The following is a 25,859-nucleotide window of genomic DNA, read 5'->3' on the forward strand; positions in this document are numbered from 1 at the left end:
AACACAATGATTTGCCTATATCTTGCCGCAATGGCTGGCGTATGACCTGTGTCATGCGCCGCCTGATCACCCTTATCGTCATGATCTTTGCCTTCGCCGCCGTGGCGGGGCCGTCGGTGGCGCATGCGCATCGCTATGTCAGTACACCCATCGTGGTGCTGAACCTGGTGGACCAGAATAACCAGTCAATTCCAGTGGTTGTGGAGGTCCAGCGGGGCGACATCGACCTGGGCTCGGGCATTTCCATGCCCTGTGGCGCGCATCACGGGATTCCGGTGAGCGTGGACCAATTGGCGGTCTGTCCACCGGCGGCTGGCGTGATCATGAGCGTCGACGATGCGGCGCCGGTATGGTCCAGCATCAGAGTGCTGCGCCCGCCCAAGCATGCTTGACGACTTCTTGTAATCCTCTCGTCACCCTGCTTGCGGCCCGCTGGGCCAAGGATGTTTTCATGTCTACTCTTGCTCGCGCGACCCTGTCGCGCCGTACCATGCTGGCTGGTCTTGCCAGCGTGAGCGCCCTGGCCCTCGCCGGTTGCGCCACGACGACCCCTACCCAAACCGTACCGACCGGCCCGGTGCGTCATGCCGTGCCACCTGATGTGGCGATGATGTATGCCGCGCGGCCGGAGGAAGAATATCCTGTGCCGGCCGCCGACATTTCCATGGTCGATCCGCTCTATTGGCGGCAGGAGGTGGAGAATACCACCGGCCAGCCGGAAGGGCGCGTCGTGGTCGATACCGGGAACTACTTCCTCTACTGGACCATGCCGAACGGGCGGGCCATGCGCTATGGCGTGGGCCTCGGCCGCGCCGGGTTCGAATGGAGCGGGGAAGGCCATATTGCCTACAAGCGCAAGTGGCCGGTGTGGACGCCGCCGGGCGAAATGGTCGATCGCCAGCCCGAGTTGGAAATGTATCGCCACGGCCAGCCGCCCGGCCTGCTCAATGCGCTGGGCGCCCGCGCGCTCTATATCCACCAGGGCAATCGCGACACGATCTATCGCGTGCATGGCACGATGGACCCTTCCACAATCGGCAAGGCGGTCTCGAGCGGCTGCGTGCGGCTGCTGTTCCAGGACGTGATGGATCTCTATGACCGGGTGACACCCGGCGCACCGATCCTGGTGATCTAAGAAAAAAGGCCGCTCGAAGGAGCGGCCTTTTTGTTTTCTTGGACGCTTCAGATCCTCGGTGTCATCCCGGCCTTGAGCCGGGATCCATCTCGAGATGCCACCGCTGCCGCAAGGCCTATCATTCAGACCACCTTGCGGCCGTTGAAACGATCTCAGGATGGGCCCCGGCTCAAGGCCGGGGTGACACCGTGGGTGGGAGACAATATCTGCCTACCACTACATTCCTAGTTCTGCTGATCCCCGAAGATCAAATCCATCAGGGTGCGCTGTGAGCGCTCGTTCTGGATCGGAACGGGCTGGCCCAGGTCGCTGGGCGGCTGGATCTGTTGCGGCTGCATATATTGCTGGTTCTGTTGGGCCGGGGCGCTGGGGACCCAGACCTGCTGGCCGGTGGCCGGGTCGGTGACCAGGGTCATGGGCAGGCCGGTGGCCGGGTCGAGCGGGGCCTGGCCGACGCCATTGTTCTGCGGCTGCAGCGGATAGCCGGTGACCGGATCGATGGCCTGGCCCTGTTCCTGCGGCTGAACCACCTGATTGCCGCCGACGACCTGACCCACGACCTGGCCGGTGGCCGGATCGATCTGATTGCCATTGGCATCGACGAGATAGCCGCCGGTCGCGCCATTGTTGACCGGCATGCCGGTATTGGGGTCGATCTGCTGGCCGGTGATGGGCATGCCCGTCGCCGGATCGATCTGCTGGCCAGCATTGGCGTTCTGGCCGGTATCGATGATCGGATTGGCACTGACGGCGCTGGCGGGTGTGTATTGGCCGGTGGCCGGATCGTAGCGCATCAGCTGACCGGTGGCCGGATCGGTGGAGGTCTGGACCGGCTGGCCGCTATCGGCATCGAGATATTGCGTGACGAGCTGGCCAGTGGCCGGGTCGACGACCTGATTGGCGACCAGCTGGCCGGCATAGGAGCCGCCCGGAATGGCGGCGATCTGCTTGCCCTCATGCGCCTTGGTCATGAATTCGGACCAGATGGCGGCCGGGACGTTGCCGCCCGAAAGGGTGGTCTTGGTGTCATTGTCGTTGCCGAGCCAGACACCGGTGACCATGGCCGAGGTATAGCCGACGAACAGGGCGTCGCGGGCGTTCTGGGAGGTACCGGTCTTGCCACCGAATTCCCAGCCGCCGAGATTGGCGCCCTTGCCGGTGCCCACTTCCACGGCGGTTTCGAGCATATCGTTCATCTCGGCCAGGACCTTGGGCTCGACGACACGGCCGGGGCCGGCGTCGGAGGACTGGTAGAGCATGGTGCCATCCTTGGCCTGAATGGACGTGATGACATTGGGGATGACGCCCATGCCGCCATTGGCGAAGGGGGCATAGGCCGAGGTCAGTTCCAGAAGGTTCACTTCCTGGGTGCCGAGCGCGATGGAAGGCACGGCGGTCAGCGCCGAGGAAATGCCCATGCGGGTGGCCACATCGATAACGGCCGCGGGGGTGACATCGATGGCGAGACGCGCGGCAATGGTGTTGAGCGAATAGGCGAGGCCCTGACGCAAGGTCACGGTGCCGGCATATTTGCCCGAGGCATTGCGCGGGCTCCAGCCGTTGTATTCGAACTGGGCATCCTCGGCCAGGGTATCGGGCGTATAGCCCTTTTCCATGGCGGCCATATAGACGAAGGGCTTGAAGGTCGAGCCGGGCTGGCGCTTGGCCGTGACGGCGCGGTTATACTGGCTGGCCTGGTAGTCGACGCCGCCGACCATGGCACGGACCGTGCCATCGACATCCATGGCGACGAGGGCGCCCTGGCTGAAGCCGCGGTTGGGGCCTTCGGAGGCGACCTTCTCCTTGACGATGAATTCGGCGTCCTTTTGCATCTTGTAGTCGATCGTGGTCTGGACCACGACGTCGGACTTGATGTCGCCGATATAGGCGGTCATCAGCGATTCAACCCAGTCGGCCACATAGGATTCCGAGCCGGCGACGCGGGTGCGCACGGTCTGGTCGGGGTCGATGCGGGCGGCATCGGCCTCTTCCTGGGTAATGAAGCCGTCGCGGGCCATGGCGGCCAGCGACAGGCGCTGGCGCTCGATGGCACGCTCAGGATTGGATTTCGGATTATAGGCGGAAGGCGCAGGCAGAATGCCGGCCAGCATGGCGGCCTGACCCAGCGAAAGATTGCGTGCCGAGACGCCGAAATAGGTCTGCGCGGCGGCCTCGATACCTGTTGCACCGGCGCCGAAATAGACGCGGTTCATATAGAGTTCGAGAATTTCTTCCTTGGTATAGTTCTGTTCCAGCCAGACAGCGAGGATAGCTTCCTGCACCTTGCGGCCCAGGGTCTGGTCGGGGGTAAGGAAGAGGTTTTTCGCGACCTGCTGGGTGATGGTGGAGGCGCCACGCGTCACGCCACGCGCCTGGACCGACTCGATGGCCACGGAAACGAGGCCGATGGGATCGACGCCGAAGTGGCTCATGAAGCGTCGGTCTTCCGAGGCGATAATGGCCGCGGGCACGTAATAGGGCAGTTCGCGGAAGGTGACGGCTTCGCCGCCGGTGGCACCGCGATTGGAGATGAGGCTCCCGTCAGCCGCAAGGATGCGGATATTGGGCGGACGATCAGGAATGGCCCAGGTGTTGGACGAGGGCAATTGCGCGCCGTAATAGACGATGACGCCGATGACCGCGATGCCGCCCCAGAGGCAGGCAACAAAGCCCCACCAGAGCAGGCCCATGAGGAAACCGCCCGAACGGGAACGGCGCTTCTTCGGCTTTTCGGCCTTGCCACGACGTGGCGGCCTGGGTGGTTTGCCACCGCCACCATTGCCCTTGGTGGGCGTTGGACGCTCATCGGCAACGGAAAAGCCCATGGAATTGCCCATCGACGATCCCGAAAGGGACGGCTCTACACGCTGTCCGGCCTTGGCGCGCGGCTGGGCCTTGGGCTTGGTGCCCCTGGCTGGCTGATTGCCTACGCGATCATCGGCGGAAATGCGAAAATCCATCAAGCAGACCTTAGAAAACTGGTGCCTTTTGCCCGCTTCTACCCTGTTCGCCCGCGTCGGGGAATATAAGGTTGTCGAAAGGTTAAGGCTGAACCTGATCGTCTCACGGGCGCGGCTTATCCAGCACGAGCGCTATCCGCGCGATCACCAGACCCTTTTCCAAGTCAATTGTGGCCGGTTTATGTGGGGTTTTAGAGGTTTGATCCAGCTGTTGCGGGGGTGTCACAGCCCATGCCGCCATGGTAGGTGGCAGAAAAACCATTTGGAGCGCCAATGCCAGTTCTTGCCAGTACAGGTCTGCTCTACGCCGCGGCTGCGCTGGCAGAGATCGCCGGGTGCTTTGCCTTCTGGGCCTGGTTGCGGCAGGGGCAGTCCATATTCTGGCTGGTGCCGGGAGTCGCGTCGCTGGTGGCTTTTGCCTGGCTGCTGACGCTGGCGCCTGCGGATCATGCGGGGCGGGCTTTTGCCGCCTATGGCGGCGTTTATATCGTGGCGTCTCTGCTCTGGGGCTGGCTGGCCGAGGGGCGGATGCCGGATCGATGGGATGTGATCGGCGGCGCCATGGCGCTGGCGGCAGCCGGGATCATCCTGTTTGCGCCGCGCGACGCATGAAGGGTTCATCAATCGCGGCGACGCAATTGTTTCGACACAGTCGATGCCGATCATGGTGGCAGGGTAAGCCGGAGAGAGCATGCGACTGAAATTGATGGCTTTTATCGCCGTGCTTTGCTGTGTGGCTGTGCCGGTCCAGGCCAATGATGCGGCTACGCTGGAGCGGGCGCTGGGCGCGGCGACGGACACATTCGAGGCGGCGCTGCCAAAGCTCGGCCAGACCGAATTTGGCGTCGATGTCGCGGCCTATCGCGATGCGCTGACGCTGCAGCAGTTCCGTTCGTCCTATTGGGGCGGCACAGTCGACGTGGCGCTGGAGCGACGCGCCGAAGCGAGCGGGTCATGCGGGCGGTTTGCCGCCTTCGTGCGGGTGCCGCCAGAGAATGGCACGGTGCGGCTGGTGACCTGCCCACAGTTCTTCACGCCTGATGCCGATGCGCTGCGCGAGCTGACCATATTGCACGAGATGGTGCATGTGGTGGCGGGCACCGATGAGTGCCAGGCCATGGCCTTTGCCGCCAAGGTGGAAATGGCGGCAAAGGGGAGTTTCACGCCGGTCAGCGCCTATTGGCAGGCAAGCGGTTGCGCGGGCGGGCGATACGCCCTGCCCTAGCGCCAGCCCAGGGCCGGGGCGACATGCTTCAAAATGCTTTCGATGACATGGGCGTTGTATTCGACGCCGAGCTGGTTGGGCACGGTGAGCAGCAGGGTATCGGCTTCGGCGATGGCCTCGTCCTTCTTCAGCGCCTCGATCAACTTGTCGGGCTCGCCGGTATAGCCACGACCGAAGACGGCGCGCTTTTCGGGCTCGATATAGCCGAACTGGTCTTCCTCGGAGCGGCCGGTGCCGAAATACATGCGGTCCGTATCGTTGACGAGGGCGAAGATCGAGCGGCTGACCGAGGTGCGCGGTTCGTGGGCGTGGCCGGCTTCCTTGAAGGCTTCCTTGTAGAGACGCAGCTGCTTGGCCTGCTGGACATGCAGCGGCTCGCCGGATTCATCGAACTTGAGCGTCGAGGACTGCAGATGCATGCCGAGCTTTGCCGCCCAGATGGCCGTGGCGTCGCTGGCGGCGCCCCACCAGATGCGGTTGCGCAGGCCTTCTGAGTGGGGCTCCAGACGCAGCTTGCCCGGCGGGTTGGGGAACATGGGACGCGGATTGGGCTCGGCAAAGCCATTGCCCTTGAGGACTTCCAAAAAGACCTCGGTCTGCTCGCGGGCCATGTCGGCATCAGTCTTGCCCTCGCCGGGGGCGTAGCCGAAGTAGCGATAGCCGTCGATGACCTGCTCGGGCGAACCGCGCGAAATGCCGAGCTGCAGGCGGCCACCGGCGATCAGATCGGCAGAGCCGGCGTCTTCAGCCATATAGAGCGGGTTTTCATAGCGCATGTCGATGACTGCGGTGCCCAGCTCGATCTTTTTGGTCTTGGCGCCGGCAGCGGCCAGTAGCGGGAAGGGCGAGGCGAGCTGGCGGGCGAAGTGATGCACGCGGAAATAGGCGCCATCGGCCCCCAGTTCCTCGGCCGCCACGGCAAGATCGATGGATTGCAGCAGGGCATCGCCGGCCGAGCGTGTGCCGGACTGGGGCGAAGGGCTCCAATGGCCAAAGGAAAGGAAACCGATCTTCTTCATGATGCACCTGAATTTGCAGTCCAAACCGGACAAGGCTTACCTATGTGGCCGGTGACCTGCGAAAAAGCCAGATAGCAGGAACGCATTGTTCGGCGGCGTGAACGATGTGGCCAGGGTGAACCCTGTCGGGTGGGGTGCGTTGGGCTTTGTGGATTGCGGAGGAGATTTGCGATGACGGATCAGCCGGTAGCGAAAATGGTCGAGGTGGCGCCGGGCGTTAGTCTGTTCACCGAGGCCTGGGGAGAGCCGGAGAAGGGCACGTTCCTTCTCGCCATGGGCGCGACGGCATCGATGGTGTGGTGGCCGGATGGGTTGATGCAGGCGCTGGCCGATGCGGGTTATCGGGCCATCCGCTTCGATCATCGCGACACCGGGCAATCGACGACAGGTGCGCCGGGGGAGGTCAACTATGACCTCGATGCGCTGACGGGGGATCTTTTGGCGATCCTTGATGCCTATGAGGTGGAGCAGGCACATCTGGCGGGGATGTCGCTGGGCGGATATGTGGCGCAGATCCTGGCGTTGCGGCAGCCGGAGCGCGTGCTGTCGCTGACGCTGATCGCCAGCGAGCCGCTGGGGCAAGACTATCAGGGTGAGGGGATTTCCGATGACTTCATGGCGCATTTTGGCGCGATGAAAACGCTGGACTGGAGCGACCGGGATGCGGTCGGCGATTTTCTGCTGGGCGCGGCGCGGCTGAGCGCAGGGTCCAAGCCGGGATTCCAGGAGGGTGAGGCCCGGCGCCGGGTGGAGACGGAGATCAGCCGGGCGAGCACTATCCAGAGTGCGTTCAACCATTCGATGGTGGGGGGCAATGTGGACGGGCTCGATGTCGCTGCCATCAGCCAGCCGGTGCTGGTGGTGCATGGCACGGAGGATCCGATCATCGCTGTGGCGGCCGGGCGAAAGACTGCCGAGGTGGTGAAGGATAGTCGCCTGGTCCTGCTGGAGGGGCGCGGGCATGAGTTGCTGAAGCAGGATGTAGGGGTGATCGCGGGGGCGATGGTGGAGGTGGCTAAGCAGAATTAGCGGCTCGCTCGCTGCCGGACCCTTGCTGTATTACATGTATTACAAATGGAGCTTTGTCATGCCAGAGGTCTCGGACCCGATCACGCTGCGCCTGCCGCTCGGTATTCTCGAGGATGTGGAGGCGATTGCCGAGGGGTCAGACAGGACCCGAAGCTGGGTGATCGTGCGGGCCCTGAAATACTATCTGGCAAAAGAGGCCGAAGGCGGCATCTGCCTGTCGGTGCTGCGTGGGCGAGAGGAAGCTGCCGCAGGCGGCGGGCGCGAAGCCGATGAGTTGCTGGCCGAACTCGACGAAATCATCAGGAGCGGCAAGGCGGCGTGATGCGCGTCAGACTGTCGGCTGACGCCTTGCGTGGCAAGACCAATTCGGGCATTGCCAGTTTCAGGAACGTGATCCGACGGGGCCTGACCCTGCTGCATGATCGTCCGGGCGCCGGCTTTACAGACTCCAGGATCCCGATCCAGGGTGCGCGGCGCATCATCGTTGATGGCTGGTATTTCGACTATGACGTGATCGGTGACGCCATATGGGTGCATCGCATCACCAGTTCGGTGAATACGCCCTCGCTCAGCCATGAAGACGACTTCGACTATGAGCGGCCGCCGGCGGGCAGCTCAGAGTCCTGAGGCACGTGGGGATCGACCGTGTGGGACATCCGGGCCACTCGACCATAGGTCTCGTGGCCTGCTCGCCTAAAATCGCGCCACCGGCGCGATTTTGCAGCTTTGCTGCCGGCTCTCAGACGTCCAGATTGCTCACGCTGAGGGCGTTGTCCTGGATGAAGTCGCGGCGGGGTTCGACGAGGTCACCCATCAGGGCGGTGAAGATCTGATCGGCTTCGTCGGTCTGATTGATCTCGACCTTGAGCAAGGTGCGGGCGTTGGGGTCGAGGGTGGTTTCCCAAAGCTGGGAAGCGTTCATTTCGCCAAGACCCTTGTAGCGCTGGAGGGCGACGCCCTTGCGGCCGGAGTCGGTCACGGCCTTGAAGAGGGTCGCCGGGCCATAGATGGGAATCGTCTCGCCCTTGCGGGTAAGGGTCGGGACACCGCCGTAGATTTCGTCGAGGCGTTCGGCGAGCTGGCGCAGCTTGCGGGCATCGGCGCTGGCCAGCAGGGGCTTGTCGAGCAGGTGACGCTCGGCAACGCCGCGCACGGTACGCGAGAAGGCCAGCTCGTCTGCATCGGTGATTTCGCCGGCCCAGCCCTGTTCCCATTCGTCGGAAATGCGATCGAGGCGATTGCCGACGCGCTTGAGCACCTCGCCCATTTTGGCGGCATCGTTGAAGCCATCGGGATCAAGACCACCGACGATGGCCGCCTGCTCCACGAGGTTGCGATTGTAGCGCGTGTTGAGATTGTCGATGGCAGCGACAATGCTGCGCGACTGCTGCACGATGGCATGGAGATCGGGGCCGGCATGCTGGTGGCCATCGCGGGTGGTGAAGACGGCGTCTTCGAGCCCGGCGGCGATCAGGTAGTCGTTGAGTGCGTCTTCGTCCTTGAGATACTGCTCGGAACGGCCACGGGTGGCTTTGTAGAGCGGCGGCTGGGCGATGTAGACATGACCGCGTTCCAGAAGCTCGGGCGTCTGACGGTAGAAGAAGGTCAGCAGAAGCGTGCGGATATGGGCGCCGTCCACGTCGGCGTCGGTCATGATGATGATCTTGTGGTAGCGCAGCTTGTCGGCGTTGAACTCCTCGCGGCCGATGCCGGTGCCGAGCGCCGTGATCAGCGTGCCGACCTGGTCGGAGGAGATCATGCGATCAAAGCGCGCGCGCTCCACATTGAGGATCTTGCCGCGCAGGGGCAGCACGGCCTGATTGGAGCGGTCGCGGCCCTGCTTGGCGGAACCACCGGCGGAGTCACCTTCCACGATGAAGATTTCCGACTTTGCCGGATCGCGTTCCTGGCAATCGGCGAGCTTGCCGGGAAGCGAGGAGATTTCGAGCGCGCCCTTGCGGCGGGTGAGCTCGCGGGCCTTGCGGGCAGCCTCGCGGGCCGCAGCAGCTTCAGCCACCTTGCCGACGATGACCTTGGCTTCAGCGGGATGTTCCTCAAACCACTGGCCGAGCTTTTCGTTGACGATGTTCTCGACAACCGGGCGCACTTCGGAGGAGACCAGCTTGTCCTTGGTCTGGGAGGAGAATTTGGGGTCCGGCACCTTGACCGAGAGCACGCAGGTCAGGCCTTCGCGGGTGTCGTCGCCGGTCAGCGTGACCTTTTCCTTTTTGGAAATGCCCGAGCTTTCCGCATAGCCGACAACCTGGCGCGTCAGCGCGCCGCGCAGGCCGGCCAAGTGCGTGCCGCCGTCGCGCTGGGGGATGTTGTTGGTGAAGCAGAGCACGTTCTCGTGGTAGCTGTCGTTCCACTGCAGCGCGACTTCGACGGTGATGCCGTCCTTCTCGCTGATCATGGTGATGGGCGCCGGCACGACCGAAGTCTTGGACTTGTCGAGATATTGCACGAAGGCCTCGAGCCCGCCCTCGTAGAAGAGTTCGGTGGTCAGCGGCTCGGGATGGCGCAGGTCGCTCAGCAGGATGCGCACGCCGGAATTGAGGAAGGCCAGTTCGCGCAGGCGGTGTTCGAGCGTCTTGAAATCGAACTCGACCATGGTGAAGGTTTCGGTCGAGGGCAGGAAGGTCACAGCCGTGCCGGAGCGCCCGTCGTAAGTGGCGGGCTGCTTGTCCTCGACATAGGTGCCAACTTGCTTCAGCGGAGCGACGGCATCGCCATGGGCGAATTCCATCTCGTGGATTTCGCCATCGCGGTTGATGCGCAGGCGCAGCCAGACTGACAGGGCGTTCACCACGGACACGCCCACACCGTGCAGACCGCCAGAAACCTTGTAGGAATTCTGGTCGAACTTACCGCCAGCGTGGAGCTGGGTCATGATGACCTCGGCTGCCGAAACGCCCTCCTCGGCGTGAATGCCGGTGGGGATGCCGCGACCATTGTCGATGACCGTCACCGAGCCATCGGCATTGAGCGTTACCGTAACCAGATCGGCGTGGCCGGCCAGGGCCTCGTCGATGGCGTTGTCGACGACTTCATAGACCATGTGATGCAGGCCCGAGCCGTCATCCGTATCGCCGATATACATGCCGGGACGCTTGCGCACCGCATCGAGGCCCTTGAGCACCTTGATGCTGTCGGCGCCGTATTCACTGGCAGCAGTAGTTTCGGGAACGGGCTTTTCGCTATCGGTCATGGGGTCCGAATCAGTCGTTTTCTGGTGAAGTTTGTTCTATCGGAATGGGGGTATATCCCCAAGCAAAATGGGCTTTTGAAGGCTTTTGGCAGGGGATTGGCCACCCCTTTTCGTAGCCACGATTTTCAGTCTCTGGCCAGGCGCCCGTCCCTGACGATGATCATCTGCGCCCGATCACCCAGAGCTTCGAACAAAACCTTGTCGGTGCCGGTGAGAAAGCATTGAGTGCCAAGCCCGTCGAGCGCCGAAAACAAGGCCCGGCGACGATCGGGATCGAGATGGGCGGCGATTTCGTCGAGCAGCAGGAAGGGCGTGATCGACGTCCGCAGCTTGACCAGTCGCGCATGGGCGAGAATGAGCCCGATCAGAAGAGCTTTCTGCTCCCCCGTCGAGCCGAGGGAGGCCGGCATGGCCTTCTGCGCATAGGTGACTTCGAGATCCACTCTATGTGGACCAGATATGGTGCGTCCGGCCGCGCGATCAACCCCGCGGGAGGCCCGCCAGAGGGCGCTGAGGGCCGATTCCAGCGCTGCCGATGACGCGGGCTCGGCGCCCTGATCGAAGAGCGGCGTCAGCGCCAGATGGGCTGCGGGGAAGCTCTCGTCGTCGAGGCTCTGCTCGATCAACGCCTGGAGGTGATGGAGGCTATCGGTGCGGGCCAGATGAATGGAGGCGCCGAGTTCGGCCATCTGTGCCTCGATAGCCGAGAGCCAGGATGTGTCGCCATTGTCCTCAAGCAGGCGGTTGCGCTGGCGCATGGCCTTTTCGTAGTCGCTGACCGAGGCGGAATGGGAAGGAATGAGCGTGGTCACCAGCCGGTCAAGAAAGCGCCTGCGGTCGCCGGAGGGGCCGGAGAACAGACCATCCATGGCCGGGGTCAGCCAGAGCACGCGCAGATAATCGCTCATGGCCTCGATGGAGCGGGCGTTGGCGCCATTGATGCGCACACGACGCCCACCATCGGGCGAGGCGCCGGTGCCGATATCGGCGGGACCATCGTCGGTCTCGACTGTGGCCGCGACAGCCCAGGGCTGGTCGGAACCCTGGCTTTGCAGCGTGTCAAAGCTGGCGCCGCGCAGGCCTCGGCCGGGCGAGAGCACGGAGACAGCTTCGAGCAGGTTGGTCTTGCCGGCACCATTGGGGCCGGTCAGGACAACGTGGCGGGGATCGAGATCCAGCGCCGCCGCCGCGTAATTGCGGAAGGCGGTGAGGCGCAGGCGGGAGAGATGACGGATCGTGATGTCCCTGCCTTACACGCGCATCGGCATCAGCACATACAGCGCGCGGGTTTCGCCTTCGTCGCGGACCAGCGTGGGCGAGCCGGCGTCGTTGAACATGAAGACGGCGCTTTCGCTGCGGATCTGGCTGATGATGTCGAGCAGGTAGCGGGCATTGAAGCCGATCTCGAAACCGTCGGTGTCGAACTCGACCGCCAGCTCTTCGCTGGCCGTGCCATGATCGGGATTGGTGACCGAGAGTTCGAGCAGGCCATCCTTGGCCTGGAGCTTGACGGCCTTGCCACCGCGATCGGAGGCAATGGTGGAGACGCGATCGACGGCCGTGGCAAAACTCGCCCGGTCCACATTCATCTGCTTGTCGTTGTTCTTGGGCGTGACGCGATCGTAGTCGGGGAAGGTGCCCTCGATCAGCTTGGACAGCAGAACGACCGAGCCGACGGTGAAGCGGATCTTGGTGTCGGAAACTTCGATTTTCGCATCGCCTTCAGCGCCATCAAGGAGCTTCTGGACTTCGCCGACGGTCTTTTTCGGCACGATGATGCCCGGCATGCCGGCAGCGCCTTCGGGCGCCTCGATCTCGGCGCGGGCCATGCGGTGACCGTCAGTCGCGACGGCGCGCAGCACGGTGCCGATGTTGGACACATCGACCGTGTGGAAATAAATGCCATTGAGGTAGTAGCGCGTCTCTTCATTGGAGATGGCGAACTGGGTGCGCTCGATCAGCTCGCGGAAGCTCTGGGCCGGCATGGTGAATTCATGGCCGAAAGCGCCGGACTTGAGATCGGGGAAGCTGTCGGGATTGATACAGGCGAGGTTGAAGCGCGAGCGGCCGGAGGTGAGAACCATGTTCTCGCCGCCATCGGTTTCGAGGCGCACTTCGGCGCCATCGGCCAGCTTGCGGACGATTTCATAGAGCGTATGCGCCGGAACCGTCGTGGTGCCGGGGGTCGAGACCATGGCCGGCACGCTTTCAGTGACCTCGATGTCGAGATCGGTGGCGCGCAGTTCGACCTTGTCGTCACTGGCCTTGAACAGGACGTTGGCCAGAATGGGATAGGTATTGCGCCGTTCCACGACCCGGTGCACATGGCTCAGCGACTTGAGCAGATGATTGCGTTCGAGCGTGACTTTCATGCGAATACTTCCCTGAAGCGCCTTCAGGAAAAGTGGTTGCCACTTTTCCGTTTGAAGGCGCGAACGAACTATGCCTACGCGCTGCGCCCATGGCAGCAAGACCCCGGCAGACCGGGGTTGGACATTTACAATTTCATAACAGATTAGCAAGGGTTGGGTCGCCGCAGGGCGCGGAAATCCCCGATTTCACGCCGGCTTGCTTAACTGGAAAAGATGATCTGGATGGCGAAGTGCTGATGCGCCATCAGTCCGAAGTCGCGCAGACCTTCGAAAGGGGTGCAGCGATCGAGCGCCCTGGTGATGCTCTGGACGAGAACCGCGTTCTTTTTGACGGACTTGCCGTCCAATTCGATGTCGGGCTCTTCGGTCAGCGTGCCGTCGCCCTTGAAGTTGATGGTGATGGCGACATTGCGCCCCTCGTAGCTGGGCGGAACGCTCCAGCAGGCCGTCAGGGCCTGTCGGAGGTGGTTGCGAATGCCGTCCTGATCAACCACGGGTGGTGGTGGCGCAGGAGTCGGGACCGGAGCTTGGGAGTGGGCCGGCCCGGAGAGGCAGGCGAGGAAGAGCAGAATGGGGAGGTGCCGGATCATGATGGCAAGCTCGGGCATGGTGATGGCAGGAAAATGACAGAGGCCCTTGCCTGCGAAGGAAGGAGCCTCTGGGATTGCTGCCCTGCGCGCATAACGCTCCGGGCGTAGAAGTCTAAAATCGCTCCACAGGAGCGATCTTGCGCGTTGCGCCGACTTCTACTCTTCAAGCATTCTCTTGAGCAGTTCGATTTCCTGCGCCAGTTCGAGGTCGTCCTTGATCATCTGCTCGACCTTGCGGACGCTGTGCAGGACGGTGGTGTGGTCCCTGCCACCAAAGCGGCGGCCGATTTCGGGGAGCGAACGGGAGGTCAGCGCCTTGGCCAGGAACATGGCGATCTGGCGCGGACGGACGACGTCGCGCGAGCGGCGGGCCGAGAGCAGTTCGTTGCGCGGCACCTTGTAGTGGCGCGAGACGATCTTGAGGATGTCTTCGATGCGGACGCGACGGGCTTCGCGGGCCCGGATCAGGTCGCCCAGGGTCTTTTCGGCCAGCGGGACGGTGATCAGTTCGCCGGTCAGCTGGTTGGCAGCAACGAGGCGGTTGACGGCGCCATCGAGGTCGCGGCCATGGCTGATGACGGCACGCGCGACATAGTCAATGACGGGCGCCGGGAAATGCATGCCGAAGCGGGCGGTTGCCTGATCGGCGCGGCGCTGCACGATGGACTTGCGCAGATCGAGGTCAAAGCCCGAGATCGGGACCACAAGACCACCCGAGAGGCGCGAGCGAATGCGCTCATCGATCATTTCAAGATCGCGCGGCGGGGCATCGCCGGCCACAACGACCTGCTTGGCGCCGGTGAGGAGAGTACCAAGGGTATGGCCGAATTCGGTGGCCGACTTGCCCTGCAGGAACTGCATGTCATCGATCAGCAGCAGATCGACACGGCGCAGCCATTCCTTGAAGCCGAGCGCGGACTGGCGCTGCACGGCGGTGATGAAATGGTACATGAAGTGGTCGGCGGTCAGGTAGACGATGTTCTTGCTGGCATCGGCCGACTGCACGGCATGGGCAATGGCATTGAGCAGATGGCTCTTGCCCAGGCCCACGGTGGAATGAATGTAGACCGGATTGAAGGTCACGGTGTTGTTGGCGGCGGCATTGGCGATCTGGCGGGCAACGCCCAGGGCCATTTCATTGGCTTCGCCGGCCACGAATGTATCAAAGGTCATGCGCGGATCGATGGCGCTGCCGGCCAGGGCATCGCCCTTGCTGGCCGAATTGTCACGCACGAGGCGCGGCTGGCTGAGCTGCACCGGGGCGGGTGCGGCAGCGGCCTGGGTCGCAGGAGCGGTGCTATCGGACTGGGCAGCCGGCTCGGCAGCCACGGGGGCAAGGCGCGGACGGGCCTGGCCATTGACCCGCAGGGTTACCTGGATGCGGCTCACATGCTCGGCATCGAGGCGGAAGGCCTCGAGGATGCGCTCGGCATAATTGGACTGGACCCAGGAGCAGAGGAAGCGCGTGGGGGCCGAGAGATGCACCACGTCATCGACCATTTCCTCGAGCTCGAGGCGGGCGAACCAGGAGGCGAAGACATCATCGCCCACACCGGCCTTGAGCCGAGCGCGCACACGGTTCCACATATCGCGCTGGCCTTCGGAACTATCGGGAGTGCTCATGACAGGGTTTTCGCTCTGTTTGGTCGAAAGGGTGGAGGAGGTAGTGGCCTGAGCCCAACTGTCTCCACCGGCGGTCGCCTGTCGCATCATCTATAGTGCCCCAATTTTCACAATGCCGGACGCCCGCACAGCGACCCGGATTTATCTTCATGCCGTGGCCGCTATCCTTTCGGATGCAGGCCAAAGCTCCGCCACCTTGCCCACTGAGCGCGGACAATATTGCTCTGCCTGGCGGGATGGCCCGCCAGCGCCAAAACTAGTTCTGTCGTGGACCCGGTCAGATCGACCGAAGGTTTTGAACTAAACTTTGCCGGCCTCGATCGAACCGGAAGCCAAACATGCTACCAACACAACCTTCACCGGAACGAACCACTTGGCATTGCTGCCAAGGTGCCAAAACTAACGCCCTGAAATGACCCTGCCAACTTGGGTGGAACACTCTATTTTGGTGTTCTTTCCGCCGCTGACCAGATTACTTTAGAGGGTGGATTTTGGTGCCGCAACCGTGGAATCTGCAAAATGAGGGCTTGACTCTAAGGTTGTGTTTTTGGCTTCCGCAGCCCTCCGAAAAACCTTGCGAGCAAGGGCCTGTGACTCAAGGCAGAATCCCGTCACGGACCGTCATCGAAGGGTAAAAATATTATTTCCGTGACAGTCGCCTTTTAACGACCCGCCTGGTGCATGGCACCTCAGCGGGAGCGTAAAACCTTCTCTAACTCACTGGCATAGCTAGGAAAGTACAAAACGCACGCGGAACTGCGACAGGGGGTCGCTGGCGTCACACCGGCGACATAAAACTGTCAAACCGGAAAAGCTTGCCAGTATACCGACAAAGAAAATGGGCCCCTTGCGGGACCCAATTTCATCTACCGTCGGCTGCCAGTCAATGGGCGCCGCGGCTATCGGCTTCAGGCGCTGAGAGCCTTCACGCGGCTGTTGAGGCGCGAGATCTTGCGGGCGGCCAGGTTGGCATGGATGATGCCCTTGGTCGACGCGCGGTTGATCTCGGGAGCAGCTGCGTTGAGCGCTTCCATGGCGACCTTGTGGTCACCGGCGGTGATGGCTTCTTCAACCTTGCGGATGAAGGTACGGACGCGCGAACGGCGCGACTTGTTGACCGCGGTGCGGGCTTCGATCTTGCGGGTAGCCTTTTTGGCTGAAGGCGTATTGGCCATAACGGTCCTCTTTGCGTCCAACCGGCCAACAAGCGCTCGAGAGTCGCAGGCGTCCGGGGATAAAATGAAATCGGCGGCACATCGACTGCCGCCAAGTTGGGCGGTCTATAGGGGATGGGGCGCCAAGCGTCAACTGGATTCAATCCAGCGCAGGTCAGGGCTTCTTCTGGCACACGGGGCAGAAGAAGGTGGAACGGCCCGACTGGACGATCCGCGCGATGGTACCGCTACATAAAGGCGTGGGGCAAGGCTCGCCTTCACGGTCATAAACAGCAAAGCGATGCTGGAAATAGCCCGAGCCGCCTTCGGCATTGCGGAAGTCGCGCAGCGTCGAGCCGCCGACCTCGATGGCCTCCACCAGAACCTGGCGGACGGCATGGGCGAGATCTTCCAGCGCGACCTTGGGCTTGCCCCTCGCCGTCACCAGAGTCTGGGCATGGACGGTGGGCAGGATGTGGCTGCGGTGCAGGGCCTCGGCAACATAGATATTGCCCAGGCCGGCGACGACGCGCTGGTCGAGGAGGGCAGCCTTGATAGGCGACTTCTTTCCCTTGAACTTGTCGGCCATTTCATCGGCGTTGAAATCATTGCCCAAAGGCTCGGGGCCGAGGCCCTGCAGATAGGGGCTCTGCTCGGGGTCATCGAAGAGATCGATGAAGCCGAAGCGGCGCGGGTCGGCATAAATCAGGTGGCTCTTGCCGTGGGTGGGATGGGCAATGTCCCAGACCATATGGTCGTGCTTGGGCTCGGTGCCTGGCTCGTAATAGCGCGGCGGCTTGTCGATGCCGTGCTCGGCAAAGCGCCAGGAGCCGGTCATGCCGAGATGGCTGAGCACGGTCTTGCCATTGTCGAGCTGGATGAGGAGATATTTGGCCCGACGGCCGACCGCGGTGATGGTGGCGCCTTCGATGGACTTGGCCAGGCCTGTGGGGAAGGGAAAGCGCAGGTTTTCGCGGTTGAGCGTGACTTTGTCGATACGCGCGCCGACTATCCAGGGCTCAAGCCCGCGGCGGACGGTTTCGACCTCTGGTAGTTCGGGCATTGGCTTCTCTTTTACCTGTGCGTCTTTGTGCCATGGCAAAGCCGGATTGGGTTGAATATGGTGCGCGCCAAGAAAAACCTATAGGCGATAGCCATGACCAACGCGCAAGAAACCACTCATTTCGGCGAGCAGACTGTGGCGATGGATGACAAGCAGGGCATGGTCAATGCCGTGTTCCACAATGTCGCCGACCGCTATGACCTGATGAACGACCTGATGAGCGCCGGGGTTCACCGCCTCTGGAAAGACGCCATGGTCAATGAACTGGCGCCGCCCAAGACAGGTACCCGACCCTGGCGCGTGCTCGACATGGCGGGCGGCACCGGCGATATCGGCGAGCGCATCATCAATGCCTCGGTCGGCTATGCGCAAGTTGTCGTCAGCGACATCAATACGGACATGCTGCGCGTGGGCGCGGAGCGGGCCAAGAGCTGGCGCTATCCGGCGCAGGCAAAATTCGTCGAGGCCAATGCCGAAGAGCTGCCCTTCGAGGACAATAGCTTTGACGCCTATACGATTGCCTTTGGCATCCGCAACGTGCCGCGCGTGCAAAAGGCGCTGAATGAGGCCCATCGCGTGCTGAAACGTGGCGGGCGGCTGCTGGTGCTGGAATTTTCCCAGGTCGACGTGCCGGGGTTCGACGCTTTCTACAAGCTCTATTCGGACCGGCTGATCCCGCCCATGGGGAAGGTGGTGACCGGCGACAGCCAGCCCTATCAGTATTTCATCGAATCGATCCGCAAGTTCCCGGCACCGCAGGCCTTTGACGGCATGATCGCCCAGGCTGGCTTCAAGCGCGTGAAACACCAGAGCTTTACGGGCAATATCGCCACGCTGTTTTCCGGGTGGAAGATCTAGCCGATGATTTTGAGTGCCTATTATCGCCTGTTCCGGGCCGGTTTCGTGCTGGCGCGCGAGGGTGCGCTGTCGATCGTGTCGGAACTGCCACCGGCGCTGGCGCCGCTCAAGTTCGGCATCTGGCTCGGCCGCCTCGTTGAACGCCCCAGCGTGCGCAAGACGGGCCATGTCGAGCGGCTGAACAAGGCGCTCAACCGGCTCGGCCCGACTTATGTCAAATTCGGCCAGACATTGGCGACGCGACCTGATGTGGTCGGCCCCAAGATCGCCAATGACCTGGCGGGACTGCAGGACAAGATGGAGCCGTTTGATCCATCGCTGGTGCCGGACATCCTGACTTTGGCGCTGGGCGACAAGGCGGCGGAACTGACCGAACTGTCGGCCCCGGTGGCTGCCGCCTCGATCGCGCAGGTGCACAAGGCAAAACTCAAGCCCGCTGGCGGACCGAACAAGGTGGTCGCCGTCAAGGTGCTGCGCCCGGGCGTCGAGGGACGCTTCATGGCCGATATCGAAAGCTTTTATGCCGCCGCACGGCTGGCCGAGGGCTTCGTGCGTTCGACACGGCGGCTGCGGCCGATGGATGTGGTGGAAACGCTTGACCGTTCGGCGCGGCTGGAGCTGGATTTGCGGCTCGAAGCCGCCGCCATTTCGGAAATGGCCGAGAATATCAAGGATGACGAGGGCTTTGTCATTCCCGAGGTCAGCTGGGACCATGTGGCGCAGAATGTGCTCACCACGACCTGGGTGGACGGCATTCCGATCCGCGACCATGCGGCGCTCGATGCTGCCGGGGTGGATCGCAAGGTCCTGGCGAGCAAGGTGCTGCAAGGCTTTTTGAAGCATGCCATTCGCGACGGCTTCTTTCATGCCGACATGCATCCGGGAAACCTGTTTGCCGATCCGCGCACGGGCGATGTGATCGCGGTCGATTTCGGCATTATGGGCCGTATCAACCGCAAGGAACGGCGCTTCCTCGCCGACATCCTCTATGGCTTCATCACGCGCAATTATCGCCTGGTGGCCGAACGGCATTTCGATATCGGCTATGTGCCCAAGGACCAGTCGGTTGACGACTTTGCCCTTGCCATCCGCTCCATCGGCGAGCCGCTGCACGGCCGCACGGCCAGCGATATTTCCATGGCCAAGGTGTTGGGCCAGCTGTTCACCATCACGGACCTGTTCTCGATGCAGACGCGGCCCGAGCTGGTGCTGCTACAGAAGTCCATGGTGCTGGTGGAGGGCGTGGCGCGAGCGCTCGACCCCGATCTCGATATCTGGACCGTGGCAGAGCCCGTCGTTGGCGACTGGCTGCGCAAGGAAGAGGGCCCACTGGGGCGTTTCGAGGACATCAAGGACCACTTCAAGACCATTGCCGAGGCGGCGGGTCGGCTGCCGGTGATTGCTGCGCAGGCCGAACTGGCGCTGGCGGACTACCACGCCAACAAGGCAAGGCCACGCGATACGGTAATGCGCTGGGCGATCCTGGGGCTGATGGGCCTGGCTGGGGTCACCATGGCGGTGGCGCTGGTGCGCCTGCTCGCGCTGTCGTAACGTCCGGGCCAGCCATTGGGACAGTGCATGAGCAGAATCGCCAAATCCGTCGCCGGCCTGTTGCTGGCCCTGAGCCTTAGCGGCTGTATCGACGCCAGTCTCGACGTTGACCTGACCAGCAACACCACGGCCAGCGCCACGCTGACCCAGGTGATGCGCAGCGATTCCTATGTGACAATGAATGTCGTCGATACGATCGGCGGGGATACCTGGCTGGCCGGCATGAAAGCCGTAGAGGATGCCGAAAAGGCCATTGTCGATACCGAGGCGGACGGCAAGGACGCGTCGACCATCGTGGTGCCGCCCGAGCCAGAACCCTATTATTTCGTGGCCGACAGCTTCTGCACCCATGGCGGGCGCATGCTGGAGCGCGTCGATGGTGGCGCGACCTGCATGGACAGCAGCGAGGGGGAATTTGCCGATATTCACCTGGAACAGCTGGACGAGCAGGTGAGCTTCACGCCCGAGGAGGATGGGACAGTGCGGATCGCCATCTCCACCGCACAAGTGCTGCAGGCGGTGACGCCGCAGATGGATCTGACCACGGAATCCGAAGACATCGTGCTGGCGATGTTCAAGGACCGCAAGATCACCATCACATTCTCGGGCGACGCAGTCACCGAGACAAATATGAAACTGGCCAGGGATGAAAAGTCCGCCAGCCAGAGCATTCTCATTCTCGATCTGTTGACCGGCAAGTCTGAAATGCCTGCCGAATTTTATGCTGTGGTGCGTGCCCCATGACTGTTTCAGTGCCTGTTTCGATCAATCTCCGCTGGCTTCCGCATGGCGAGGGCCTGCCCCTGCCCCGGCAACAGACGGCCGGCGCGGCCGGGCTCGACCTGATGGCGGCTTTGGCCGATGGCGAGGTGCTGGAGATTGCGCCGGGCGATTATGCCAAGATCCCGACCGGCATGGCGATCGCCCTGCCCGAAGGATTTGAGGCGCAGGTGCGGCCGCGCTCGGGCCTTGCTGCCAAGCACGGCATGACCGTGCTCAACAGCCCCGGGACGGTGGACGCCGATTATCGCGGCGAGATCATGGTACTGCTGATCAACCATGGCAAGGAGAGCTTCCCCGTGCGGCGGGGCGAGCGCATAGCGCAGATGGTGGTGGCGCCGGTAAGCGCCGTTGTGCTGGTGCCGGTCGAGACGCTGGACGAGACGGCACGGGGCGAGGGCGGACATGGATCGACAGGTCGCTAGTCTTTTTGCCCTCTGCTTGCTGACCGGCCCAGCCTGGGCTGGCGACAGGGCGGGCCTGGACCTGATCGGCTATTCGCCGGACAGCCGCTATTTTGCCTTCGAGGAATTCGGCATCCAGGACGGGTCTGGCTCGGCATATTCGACGATCTATATGATCGACCTGCAAAGCGACGCCTGGGTCAAGGGTACGCCGATCCGCAAGCTGGCCGAGGGCGAGGCCGGCGCCCTGCCCGATGTCCGCGCCGAGGCGCTGGCTGCAGCGTCGGGCAAGATCGAGGAATTTGCCATCACGACGCCGGCCGAGCTGATTGCCGTCAATGCGGATGGCGTGCCGGGCAATGATGGGCAGAACCTCACATTCGGCATTCCTGGCTATTTGCCGGGTGACGTGAACGGCGCCTATGAATTGACGCTATCGACCTTCCCGGCAGAAACCACCGAGCCCTGCGGGGACTGGTTCGACTTCGAGCCGCTTGGCTTTTCGATCGAACTCACGGCTGGCGATGTGTCGCTTTTCTGGCAGCAGGATGGGCCCCCCCTGCCCCGCTCGCGCGGTTGCCCTTCAGCCTATCGCATCCACGGCGTGGCCATTCCGTTTATGGCGCAGGAGCCGACGGATGCCGTGGCGCTGATCTCGGTCTATCCGGGCGGCTTCGAGGGGCCGGACCGGCGCTTCATCGCGGTGCCGCTTGGCCAGTAATCCACTCTCGCCCGAAGAGACTGGACGCTATGCGCGCCACCTGACCCTCAAGGGCATGGGCGGCGCTGGGCAGCAGGCGCTGAAGCGGGCCAAGGTTCTGGTGGTGGGCGCAGGGGGCCTGGGCAGCCCGGTGGTGGCCTATCTGGCTGGCGCTGGGGTTGGGACGCTCGGCGTGGTCGATCATGACACGGTTTCGCTGAGCAATCTGCAGCGGCAGGTCATTCACAATCAGATCGGGCAGGGCAAGGCCGAGAGCGCGGCGCAGTTTGCGCATGCGCTCAATCCGCATGTCGCGATTGTCGTGCATGCGGAAGAGGTGACGGCGGAGAATGCCGAAAGCCTCGTCGCGGGCTATGACCTGGTGATGGACGGGACAGATAATCTGCTCACCCGGCGCGTGGTGGCGGCCGCTTGTGAAACGCTTGGGAAACCGCTGGTTTCGGGAGCGGTGTCGATGTTCGATGGGCAGGTGACGGTGTTTGCGCCGGGCGGGCCGCGTTTTGGCGAGCTTTATCCGGCTGAGGCCGACGACAGCGACCTGCCGAGCTGCGAGGCGACGGGAATCCTCGGGCCGCTGACCGGGGTGATCGGTACGCTGATGGCCATGGAGGCGATCAAGCTAATCACCGGGATCGGCGAACCGCTGGTGGGCCGCGTCCTCACCTATGACGGCAAGGGCGCGCGGTTTTCGGAGTTTTCGTATTAAGCCTCAGGCATCCGGGTGCTTGAACACCAGGGCAGCGTTGGTGCCGCCGAAGCCGAAGGAATTGGACAGGACCACGCCCAGGTCCACATCATCGCGGCGCTGGCGCAGGATGGGCATGTCCTCGAAGGCGGGATCGAGGACATCGATATTGGCGCTTTCGGCGATGAAGCGATGCTTCATCATCAGGATCGAATAGATCGATTCGTGCACGCCGGTGGCGCCCTGGCTGTGGCCGGTCAGCGACTTGGTCGCCGAGATCGGCGGGCACTTGTCCTCATTGCCGAAAAGGGCACGAATGGCCTCGATTTCCTTGAGGTCGCCCACCGGGGTCGAGGTGGCATGCGGGTTGATATAGTCGACCTTCTGGCTGACGTTGCGGAGCGCCATGCGCATGCAGCGCTCGGCACCTTCGCCCGAGGGTGCAACCATGTCGAGGCCGTCGGAGGTCGCGCCATAGCCGATCAGCTCGGCCCATATCTTGGCGCCACGCGCCTTGGCGTGTTCATATTCCTCGAGCACCAGCACGCCGGCGCCGCCGGAAATGACGAAGCCATCGCGATTGGCATCATAGGCGCGCGAAGCCTTTTCGGGCGTCGCATTATAGTTGGAGCTCATGGCGCCCATGGCGTCGAAGAGGTCCGAGAGGGTCCAGTCGAGATCCTCGTGACCGCCGGCAAAGACCACGTCCTGCTTGCCCAGCATGATCTGTTCCATGGCATTGCCGATGCAATGCTTGGAGGTCGCGCAGGCGGCAGTGATGGAATAGTTGATGCCCTTGATGCCAAAGGAGGTGGCAAGAGTGGCCGATGCCGTCGAGCCCATGGCCTTGGGCACGGCCAGCGGGCCGATGCGCTTGGGCGAGGTATTCTTGCGCACGATGTCCGCGGCTTCGACGATGGTGCGGGTCGAGGCGCCGCCCGAGCCCATGACGATGCCGGTCATGGGATTGGAAATGTCGCTGTCTTCGAGGCCTGCATCGGCAATGGCCTGCTGCATGGCCAGATAGTTCCAGGCCGCGCCCTTGCCCATGAAGCGGGTGACGCGGCGATCCAGCGCCTCGAAAGGATCGAGAATCGGATCGCCCTTCACCTGGCTGCGGAATCCCAGCTCGGCATAGTCCGGCGCGGCAATGATACCGGGTTTGGCGGCACGCAGGCTCGCGGTCACCTCATCGAGCGTATTGCCGATCGAGGAAATGATACCCATGCCGGTGACGACAACTCGTCTCATCGTGTCCTCGTTCTAGTCTTTTTCTGTGTGCGCCAATTGGTTCGACGCTTCATTTAGGAGCAAGATAGGCCGAACTTAAGGCCGTCAGGCAGATTTCTGTTCATGTAGCTGCGCATCGGTAAACAATCCAACGCGCAAATCCTTGGCTTCGTAGATCAACTTGCCGTCAGCCTTGACCCAGCCATCGGCAATGCCGAGCGTCAAACGCGAGCGCATGACGCGCTTGATGTCGATGCCATATTCGACAAGCTTGACGTCATTGGTGACCTGGCCGGTGAACTTGATCTCGCCACCCAAGGCGCGACCGCGGCCGGGCTGGCCGATCCAGCCAAGGAAAAAGCCGGTCATCTGCCAGACGGCATCGAGGCCCAGGCAGCCGGGCATGACCGGGTCGCCGATAAAGTGGCACTGGAAGAACCAGAGGTCTGGATTCACATCGAGTTCGGCGCGCACTTCGCCTTTGCCATAGGCGCCGCCAGTCTCGGAAATATTGGTGATGCGATCGAACATCAGCATGGGCGGTGCCGGCAGGCGCGCATCCATCTGGCCAGGCAGTTCGCCACGGCCATGCGCCAGCAATTCCTCGTATCCAAAACTGCTCTGCCGTTCGGCCATGCCCATATCCCCAGTTAACCCTCAAGCTTTCGTCTCGTATAGGCGCAGGGAATAAGGGTCAAGTCAGCCCCCGGCCCCATTATGCCCATTGGATGCAGGGCGACTTGTGCGAAATTTCTGCCCTAGTTATAAGCGAGTGAGCATTTTCCGGCCCTTTCGTCTATTAGGACCCAATGACCGAACGCAACCAGACCACCCGTGCCATGCCATCGCGCACGCCCTGCCTTACTGCCGTGCTGCGCATGGCCGGCCTCCGGCCGACCCGTCAGCGCGTTGCGCTGGCCGAACTGCTGTTCGGCGGGCCGCATCGGCATGTGAGCGCCGAGCAGCTGCATGGCGAGGCCACAGAGGCCAAGGTGGGGGTCTCCCTCGCGACCATTTACAACACGCTGCACCAGTTCCACGAAGCGGGCCTGCTGCGCGAGGTGGCCGTCGATGCCTCGCGCTCCTATTTCGATACCGACACGTCAGACCATCACCACTTCTACGTGGAAGACGAGCAGCGGATGATCGACATCCCGGCCTCTTCGGTCGAATTCCTGACGCTGCCCGACGCCCCCAAGGGGATGAAGGTCAGCCATGTCGACGTGGTCATCCGCGTGCGCAAGGCGCAGGGCTAGGCAATTCCATCCAGGCGTGTCCGGCCGGTTTGCTCCAGCAAGCCGGCCTTGTCTTTGGGTGATGGTGCGACTTGTCCAGCCCCTGCGGGCGGCTAAATCGCCTTCCCGGCCGGGTGACAGCGCCGATGCTATCCCCCATATTCGAGGCAATGATAACAGCCTCAAGGGTGGCCAATGAGCCAGAAGGTCAATCTGAACGCCTATTTCGAGCGAATCGGCTTTGCCGGATCGATCGCCCCGACCTTGGCGACACTCGAAACGATCCTGGGACTGCATCCCGCAGCAATCCCCTTCGAAAATCTCTCGCCGCTCCTGGGCGTGCCGGTCGAACTCGATCTCAAGGCAATCGAAAAGAAGCTGCTGGCCGAAAAGCGTGGCGGCTATTGCTTCGAGCATAACCTGCTGCTGGCGGCGGTTCTGCGCGAGCTGGATTTTCCGGTGAAGCTCCTGGCGGCACGGGTGCTGCCCGAGACCGAGCGCAAAACGCATATGCTGCTGCTGGTCGAAATCGGCGGGGCGCAATATCTGGCCGATGCCGGCTTTGGCGGCAATACGCCGACCGCGCCGCTGCGGTTGCGAGCCGACAGCGAGCAGCAAACGCCGCATGGCACCTATCGCCTGACCGGCGGCGATCCATTGTGGCAACTCGAAATCCAGATCGACGAGACATGGACGCCGCTGCACGCCTTCGAGACCACGGAAAAGACCGCTGCCGATTATGACGCAGCCAACGCCTATGTCTCCAGCGACCCGACTTCCCCTTTCACGACGGAACTGCGGGTGGCGCTGTCGCCCGCCGGCAAGCGGATCAAGCTGTTGAACAACAGGCTCAATATCCTGACCATCGGCGAGGGCACGGAAACGCGCGACATCAACAGCGTGGCGGAACTGCGCGAAGTGCTGACCACGGCTTTCGGCATTCAGTTGCCCGCTTCCGACCTGCTCGACCCCAAGCTGGCCGAGATCCTTGCCAGAGCCGGCGTCGCGGAGAGCTGA

The 25,859-nt window shown here is 62.6% G+C and carries 26 protein-coding genes; 15 read left to right on the forward strand and 11 right to left on the reverse strand.

The features are described from left to right. The first annotated feature begins 53 nt into the window (after positions 1-53). Both P0Y65_17385 and P0Y65_17390 read left to right on the forward strand, forming a co-directional pair. Positions 54-392 (forward strand): hypothetical protein, encoded by a 339-nt coding sequence (locus P0Y65_17385; GenBank protein ID WEK03942.1) that lies wholly within the window; start codon positions 54-56, stop codon positions 390-392. A gap of 59 nt (positions 393-451) precedes the next feature. Further along, complete coding sequence (locus P0Y65_17390) at positions 452-1,135, forward strand: L,D-transpeptidase (GenBank protein WEK03943.1); 684 nt, start codon at positions 452-454, stop codon at positions 1,133-1,135. Positions 1,136-1,359: 224 nt separating this feature from the next. Here P0Y65_17390 and P0Y65_17395 read toward each other — a convergent pair whose 3' ends face one another. Beyond that, a complete protein-coding gene (locus P0Y65_17395) occupies positions 1,360-4,095 on the reverse strand; it encodes a PBP1A family penicillin-binding protein (protein WEK03944.1) in 2,736 nt (911 codons plus the stop codon). 273 nt (positions 4,096-4,368) lie between these two features. On the opposite strand from P0Y65_17395, the gene P0Y65_17400 reads away from it, so the two are divergent. Together P0Y65_17400 and P0Y65_17405 are read left to right on the forward strand one after the other, a co-directional pair. Next, a complete protein-coding gene (locus P0Y65_17400; GenBank protein ID WEK03945.1) occupies positions 4,369-4,707 on the forward strand; it encodes a YnfA family protein in 339 nt (112 codons plus the stop codon). 79 nt (positions 4,708-4,786) lie between these two features. Continuing rightward, positions 4,787-5,320, forward strand: a complete 534-nt coding sequence (locus tag P0Y65_17405; GenBank protein ID WEK03946.1) for a hypothetical protein — start codon at positions 4,787-4,789, stop codon at positions 5,318-5,320. On the opposite strand, the gene P0Y65_17410 is transcribed toward P0Y65_17405, so the two are convergent. After that, positions 5,317-6,339: an LLM class flavin-dependent oxidoreductase gene (locus P0Y65_17410; GenBank protein ID WEK03947.1), complete on the reverse strand. Its 1,023-nt coding sequence runs from the start codon at positions 6,337-6,339 to the stop codon at positions 5,317-5,319. The genes P0Y65_17405 and P0Y65_17410 overlap by 4 nt on opposite strands. Before the next feature lie 171 nt (positions 6,340-6,510). On the opposite strand from P0Y65_17410, the gene P0Y65_17415 reads away from it, so the two are divergent. Genes P0Y65_17415 through P0Y65_17425 form a run of 3 tightly spaced genes read left to right on the forward strand, consistent with a single transcriptional unit; the run spans position 6,511 to position 7,995 of the window. Further along, entirely contained in the window at positions 6,511-7,368 is an 858-nt protein-coding gene (locus P0Y65_17415; GenBank protein ID WEK03948.1) for an alpha/beta hydrolase, read from the forward strand. Between the two features lie 58 nt (positions 7,369-7,426). Beyond that, entirely contained in the window at positions 7,427-7,690 is a 264-nt protein-coding gene (locus tag P0Y65_17420; GenBank protein ID WEK03949.1) for a ribbon-helix-helix domain-containing protein, read from the forward strand. Continuing rightward, the gene (locus tag P0Y65_17425; GenBank protein ID WEK03950.1) at positions 7,690-7,995 is read left to right on the forward strand and encodes a hypothetical protein; all 306 of its coding nucleotides are present in this window, start codon (positions 7,690-7,692) and stop codon (positions 7,993-7,995) included. Before P0Y65_17420 ends, P0Y65_17425 begins: the two co-directional genes overlap by 1 nt. A gap of 112 nt (positions 7,996-8,107) precedes the next feature. Here the strand turns inward: P0Y65_17425 and gyrB are convergent, their stop codons facing one another. The 7 genes from gyrB to mutM form a co-directional block, all read right to left on the reverse strand. Continuing rightward, a complete protein-coding gene (gyrB, locus tag P0Y65_17430) occupies positions 8,108-10,576 on the reverse strand; it encodes a DNA topoisomerase (ATP-hydrolyzing) subunit B (GenBank protein ID WEK03951.1) in 2,469 nt (822 codons plus the stop codon). Between the two features lie 125 nt (positions 10,577-10,701). Continuing rightward, complete coding sequence (recF, locus tag P0Y65_17435; protein ID WEK06828.1) at positions 10,702-11,811, reverse strand: DNA replication/repair protein RecF; 1,110 nt, start codon at positions 11,809-11,811, stop codon at positions 10,702-10,704. A 15-nt stretch (positions 11,812-11,826) separates the two neighbouring features. Continuing rightward, a complete protein-coding gene (gene dnaN, locus P0Y65_17440; protein ID WEK03952.1) occupies positions 11,827-12,948 on the reverse strand; it encodes a DNA polymerase III subunit beta in 1,122 nt (373 codons plus the stop codon). 200 nt (positions 12,949-13,148) lie between these two features. Further along, positions 13,149-13,538 (reverse strand): hypothetical protein, encoded by a 390-nt coding sequence (locus P0Y65_17445; protein ID WEK03953.1) that lies wholly within the window; start codon positions 13,536-13,538, stop codon positions 13,149-13,151. Between the two features lie 156 nt (positions 13,539-13,694). Next, positions 13,695-15,161 (reverse strand): chromosomal replication initiator protein DnaA, encoded by a 1,467-nt coding sequence (gene dnaA / locus P0Y65_17450; GenBank protein ID WEK03954.1) that lies wholly within the window; start codon positions 15,159-15,161, stop codon positions 13,695-13,697. 908 nt (positions 15,162-16,069) lie between these two features. After that, a complete protein-coding gene (gene rpsT, locus P0Y65_17455; protein ID WEK03955.1) occupies positions 16,070-16,336 on the reverse strand; it encodes a 30S ribosomal protein S20 in 267 nt (88 codons plus the stop codon). Between the two features lie 154 nt (positions 16,337-16,490). Further along, positions 16,491-17,378 carry a bifunctional DNA-formamidopyrimidine glycosylase/DNA-(apurinic or apyrimidinic site) lyase gene (gene mutM, locus P0Y65_17460; protein WEK03956.1) on the reverse strand — a complete coding sequence of 296 codons (888 nt, stop codon included), beginning with the start codon at positions 17,376-17,378 and terminating at the stop codon, positions 16,491-16,493. Between the two features lie 93 nt (positions 17,379-17,471). Between mutM and ubiE the strand changes: the two genes are divergently transcribed. From ubiE to moeB, 6 genes are read left to right on the forward strand one after another with little or no spacing between them, the layout of a single operon-like run. Beyond that, positions 17,472-18,236, forward strand: a complete 765-nt coding sequence (gene ubiE / locus P0Y65_17465) for a bifunctional demethylmenaquinone methyltransferase/2-methoxy-6-polyprenyl-1,4-benzoquinol methylase UbiE (protein WEK03957.1) — start codon at positions 17,472-17,474, stop codon at positions 18,234-18,236. Positions 18,237-18,239: 3 nt separating this feature from the next. Beyond that, a complete protein-coding gene (gene ubiB / locus P0Y65_17470; GenBank protein WEK03958.1) occupies positions 18,240-19,787 on the forward strand; it encodes a 2-polyprenylphenol 6-hydroxylase in 1,548 nt (515 codons plus the stop codon). Positions 19,788-19,814: 27 nt separating this feature from the next. Next, positions 19,815-20,531, forward strand: coding sequence for a hypothetical protein (locus P0Y65_17475; protein ID WEK03959.1), 717 nt, complete (start codon positions 19,815-19,817; stop codon positions 20,529-20,531). Continuing rightward, entirely contained in the window at positions 20,528-20,992 is a 465-nt protein-coding gene (dut, locus tag P0Y65_17480) for a dUTP diphosphatase (GenBank protein WEK03960.1), read from the forward strand. The genes P0Y65_17475 and dut overlap by 4 nt, the downstream gene beginning before the upstream one ends. Beyond that, entirely contained in the window at positions 20,973-21,692 is a 720-nt protein-coding gene (locus P0Y65_17485; GenBank protein WEK03961.1) for a DUF2259 domain-containing protein, read from the forward strand. Before dut ends, P0Y65_17485 begins: the two co-directional genes overlap by 20 nt. Continuing rightward, positions 21,682-22,398 carry a molybdopterin-synthase adenylyltransferase MoeB gene (gene moeB / locus P0Y65_17490; protein ID WEK03962.1) on the forward strand — a complete coding sequence of 239 codons (717 nt, stop codon included), beginning with the start codon at positions 21,682-21,684 and terminating at the stop codon, positions 22,396-22,398. Before P0Y65_17485 ends, moeB begins: the two co-directional genes overlap by 11 nt. A gap of 3 nt (positions 22,399-22,401) precedes the next feature. Here the strand turns inward: moeB and fabB are convergent, their stop codons facing one another. Further along, the gene (gene fabB / locus P0Y65_17495; GenBank protein ID WEK03963.1) at positions 22,402-23,628 is read right to left on the reverse strand and encodes a beta-ketoacyl-ACP synthase I; all 1,227 of its coding nucleotides are present in this window, start codon (positions 23,626-23,628) and stop codon (positions 22,402-22,404) included. An 84-nt stretch (positions 23,629-23,712) separates the two neighbouring features. Then, a complete protein-coding gene (fabA, locus tag P0Y65_17500; GenBank protein ID WEK03964.1) occupies positions 23,713-24,243 on the reverse strand; it encodes a 3-hydroxyacyl-[acyl-carrier-protein] dehydratase FabA in 531 nt (176 codons plus the stop codon). A gap of 173 nt (positions 24,244-24,416) precedes the next feature. Between fabA and P0Y65_17505 the strand changes: the two genes are divergently transcribed. After that, a complete protein-coding gene (locus P0Y65_17505) occupies positions 24,417-24,863 on the forward strand; it encodes a Fur family transcriptional regulator (protein WEK03965.1) in 447 nt (148 codons plus the stop codon). 174 nt (positions 24,864-25,037) lie between these two features. Then, positions 25,038-25,859 (forward strand): arylamine N-acetyltransferase, encoded by an 822-nt coding sequence (locus P0Y65_17510; GenBank protein WEK03966.1) that lies wholly within the window; start codon positions 25,038-25,040, stop codon positions 25,857-25,859.

This window comes from Candidatus Devosia phytovorans, from assembly GCA_029202405.1.
In the GTDB taxonomy this organism is placed as follows: domain Bacteria; phylum Pseudomonadota; class Alphaproteobacteria; order Rhizobiales; family Devosiaceae; genus Devosia; species Devosia phytovorans.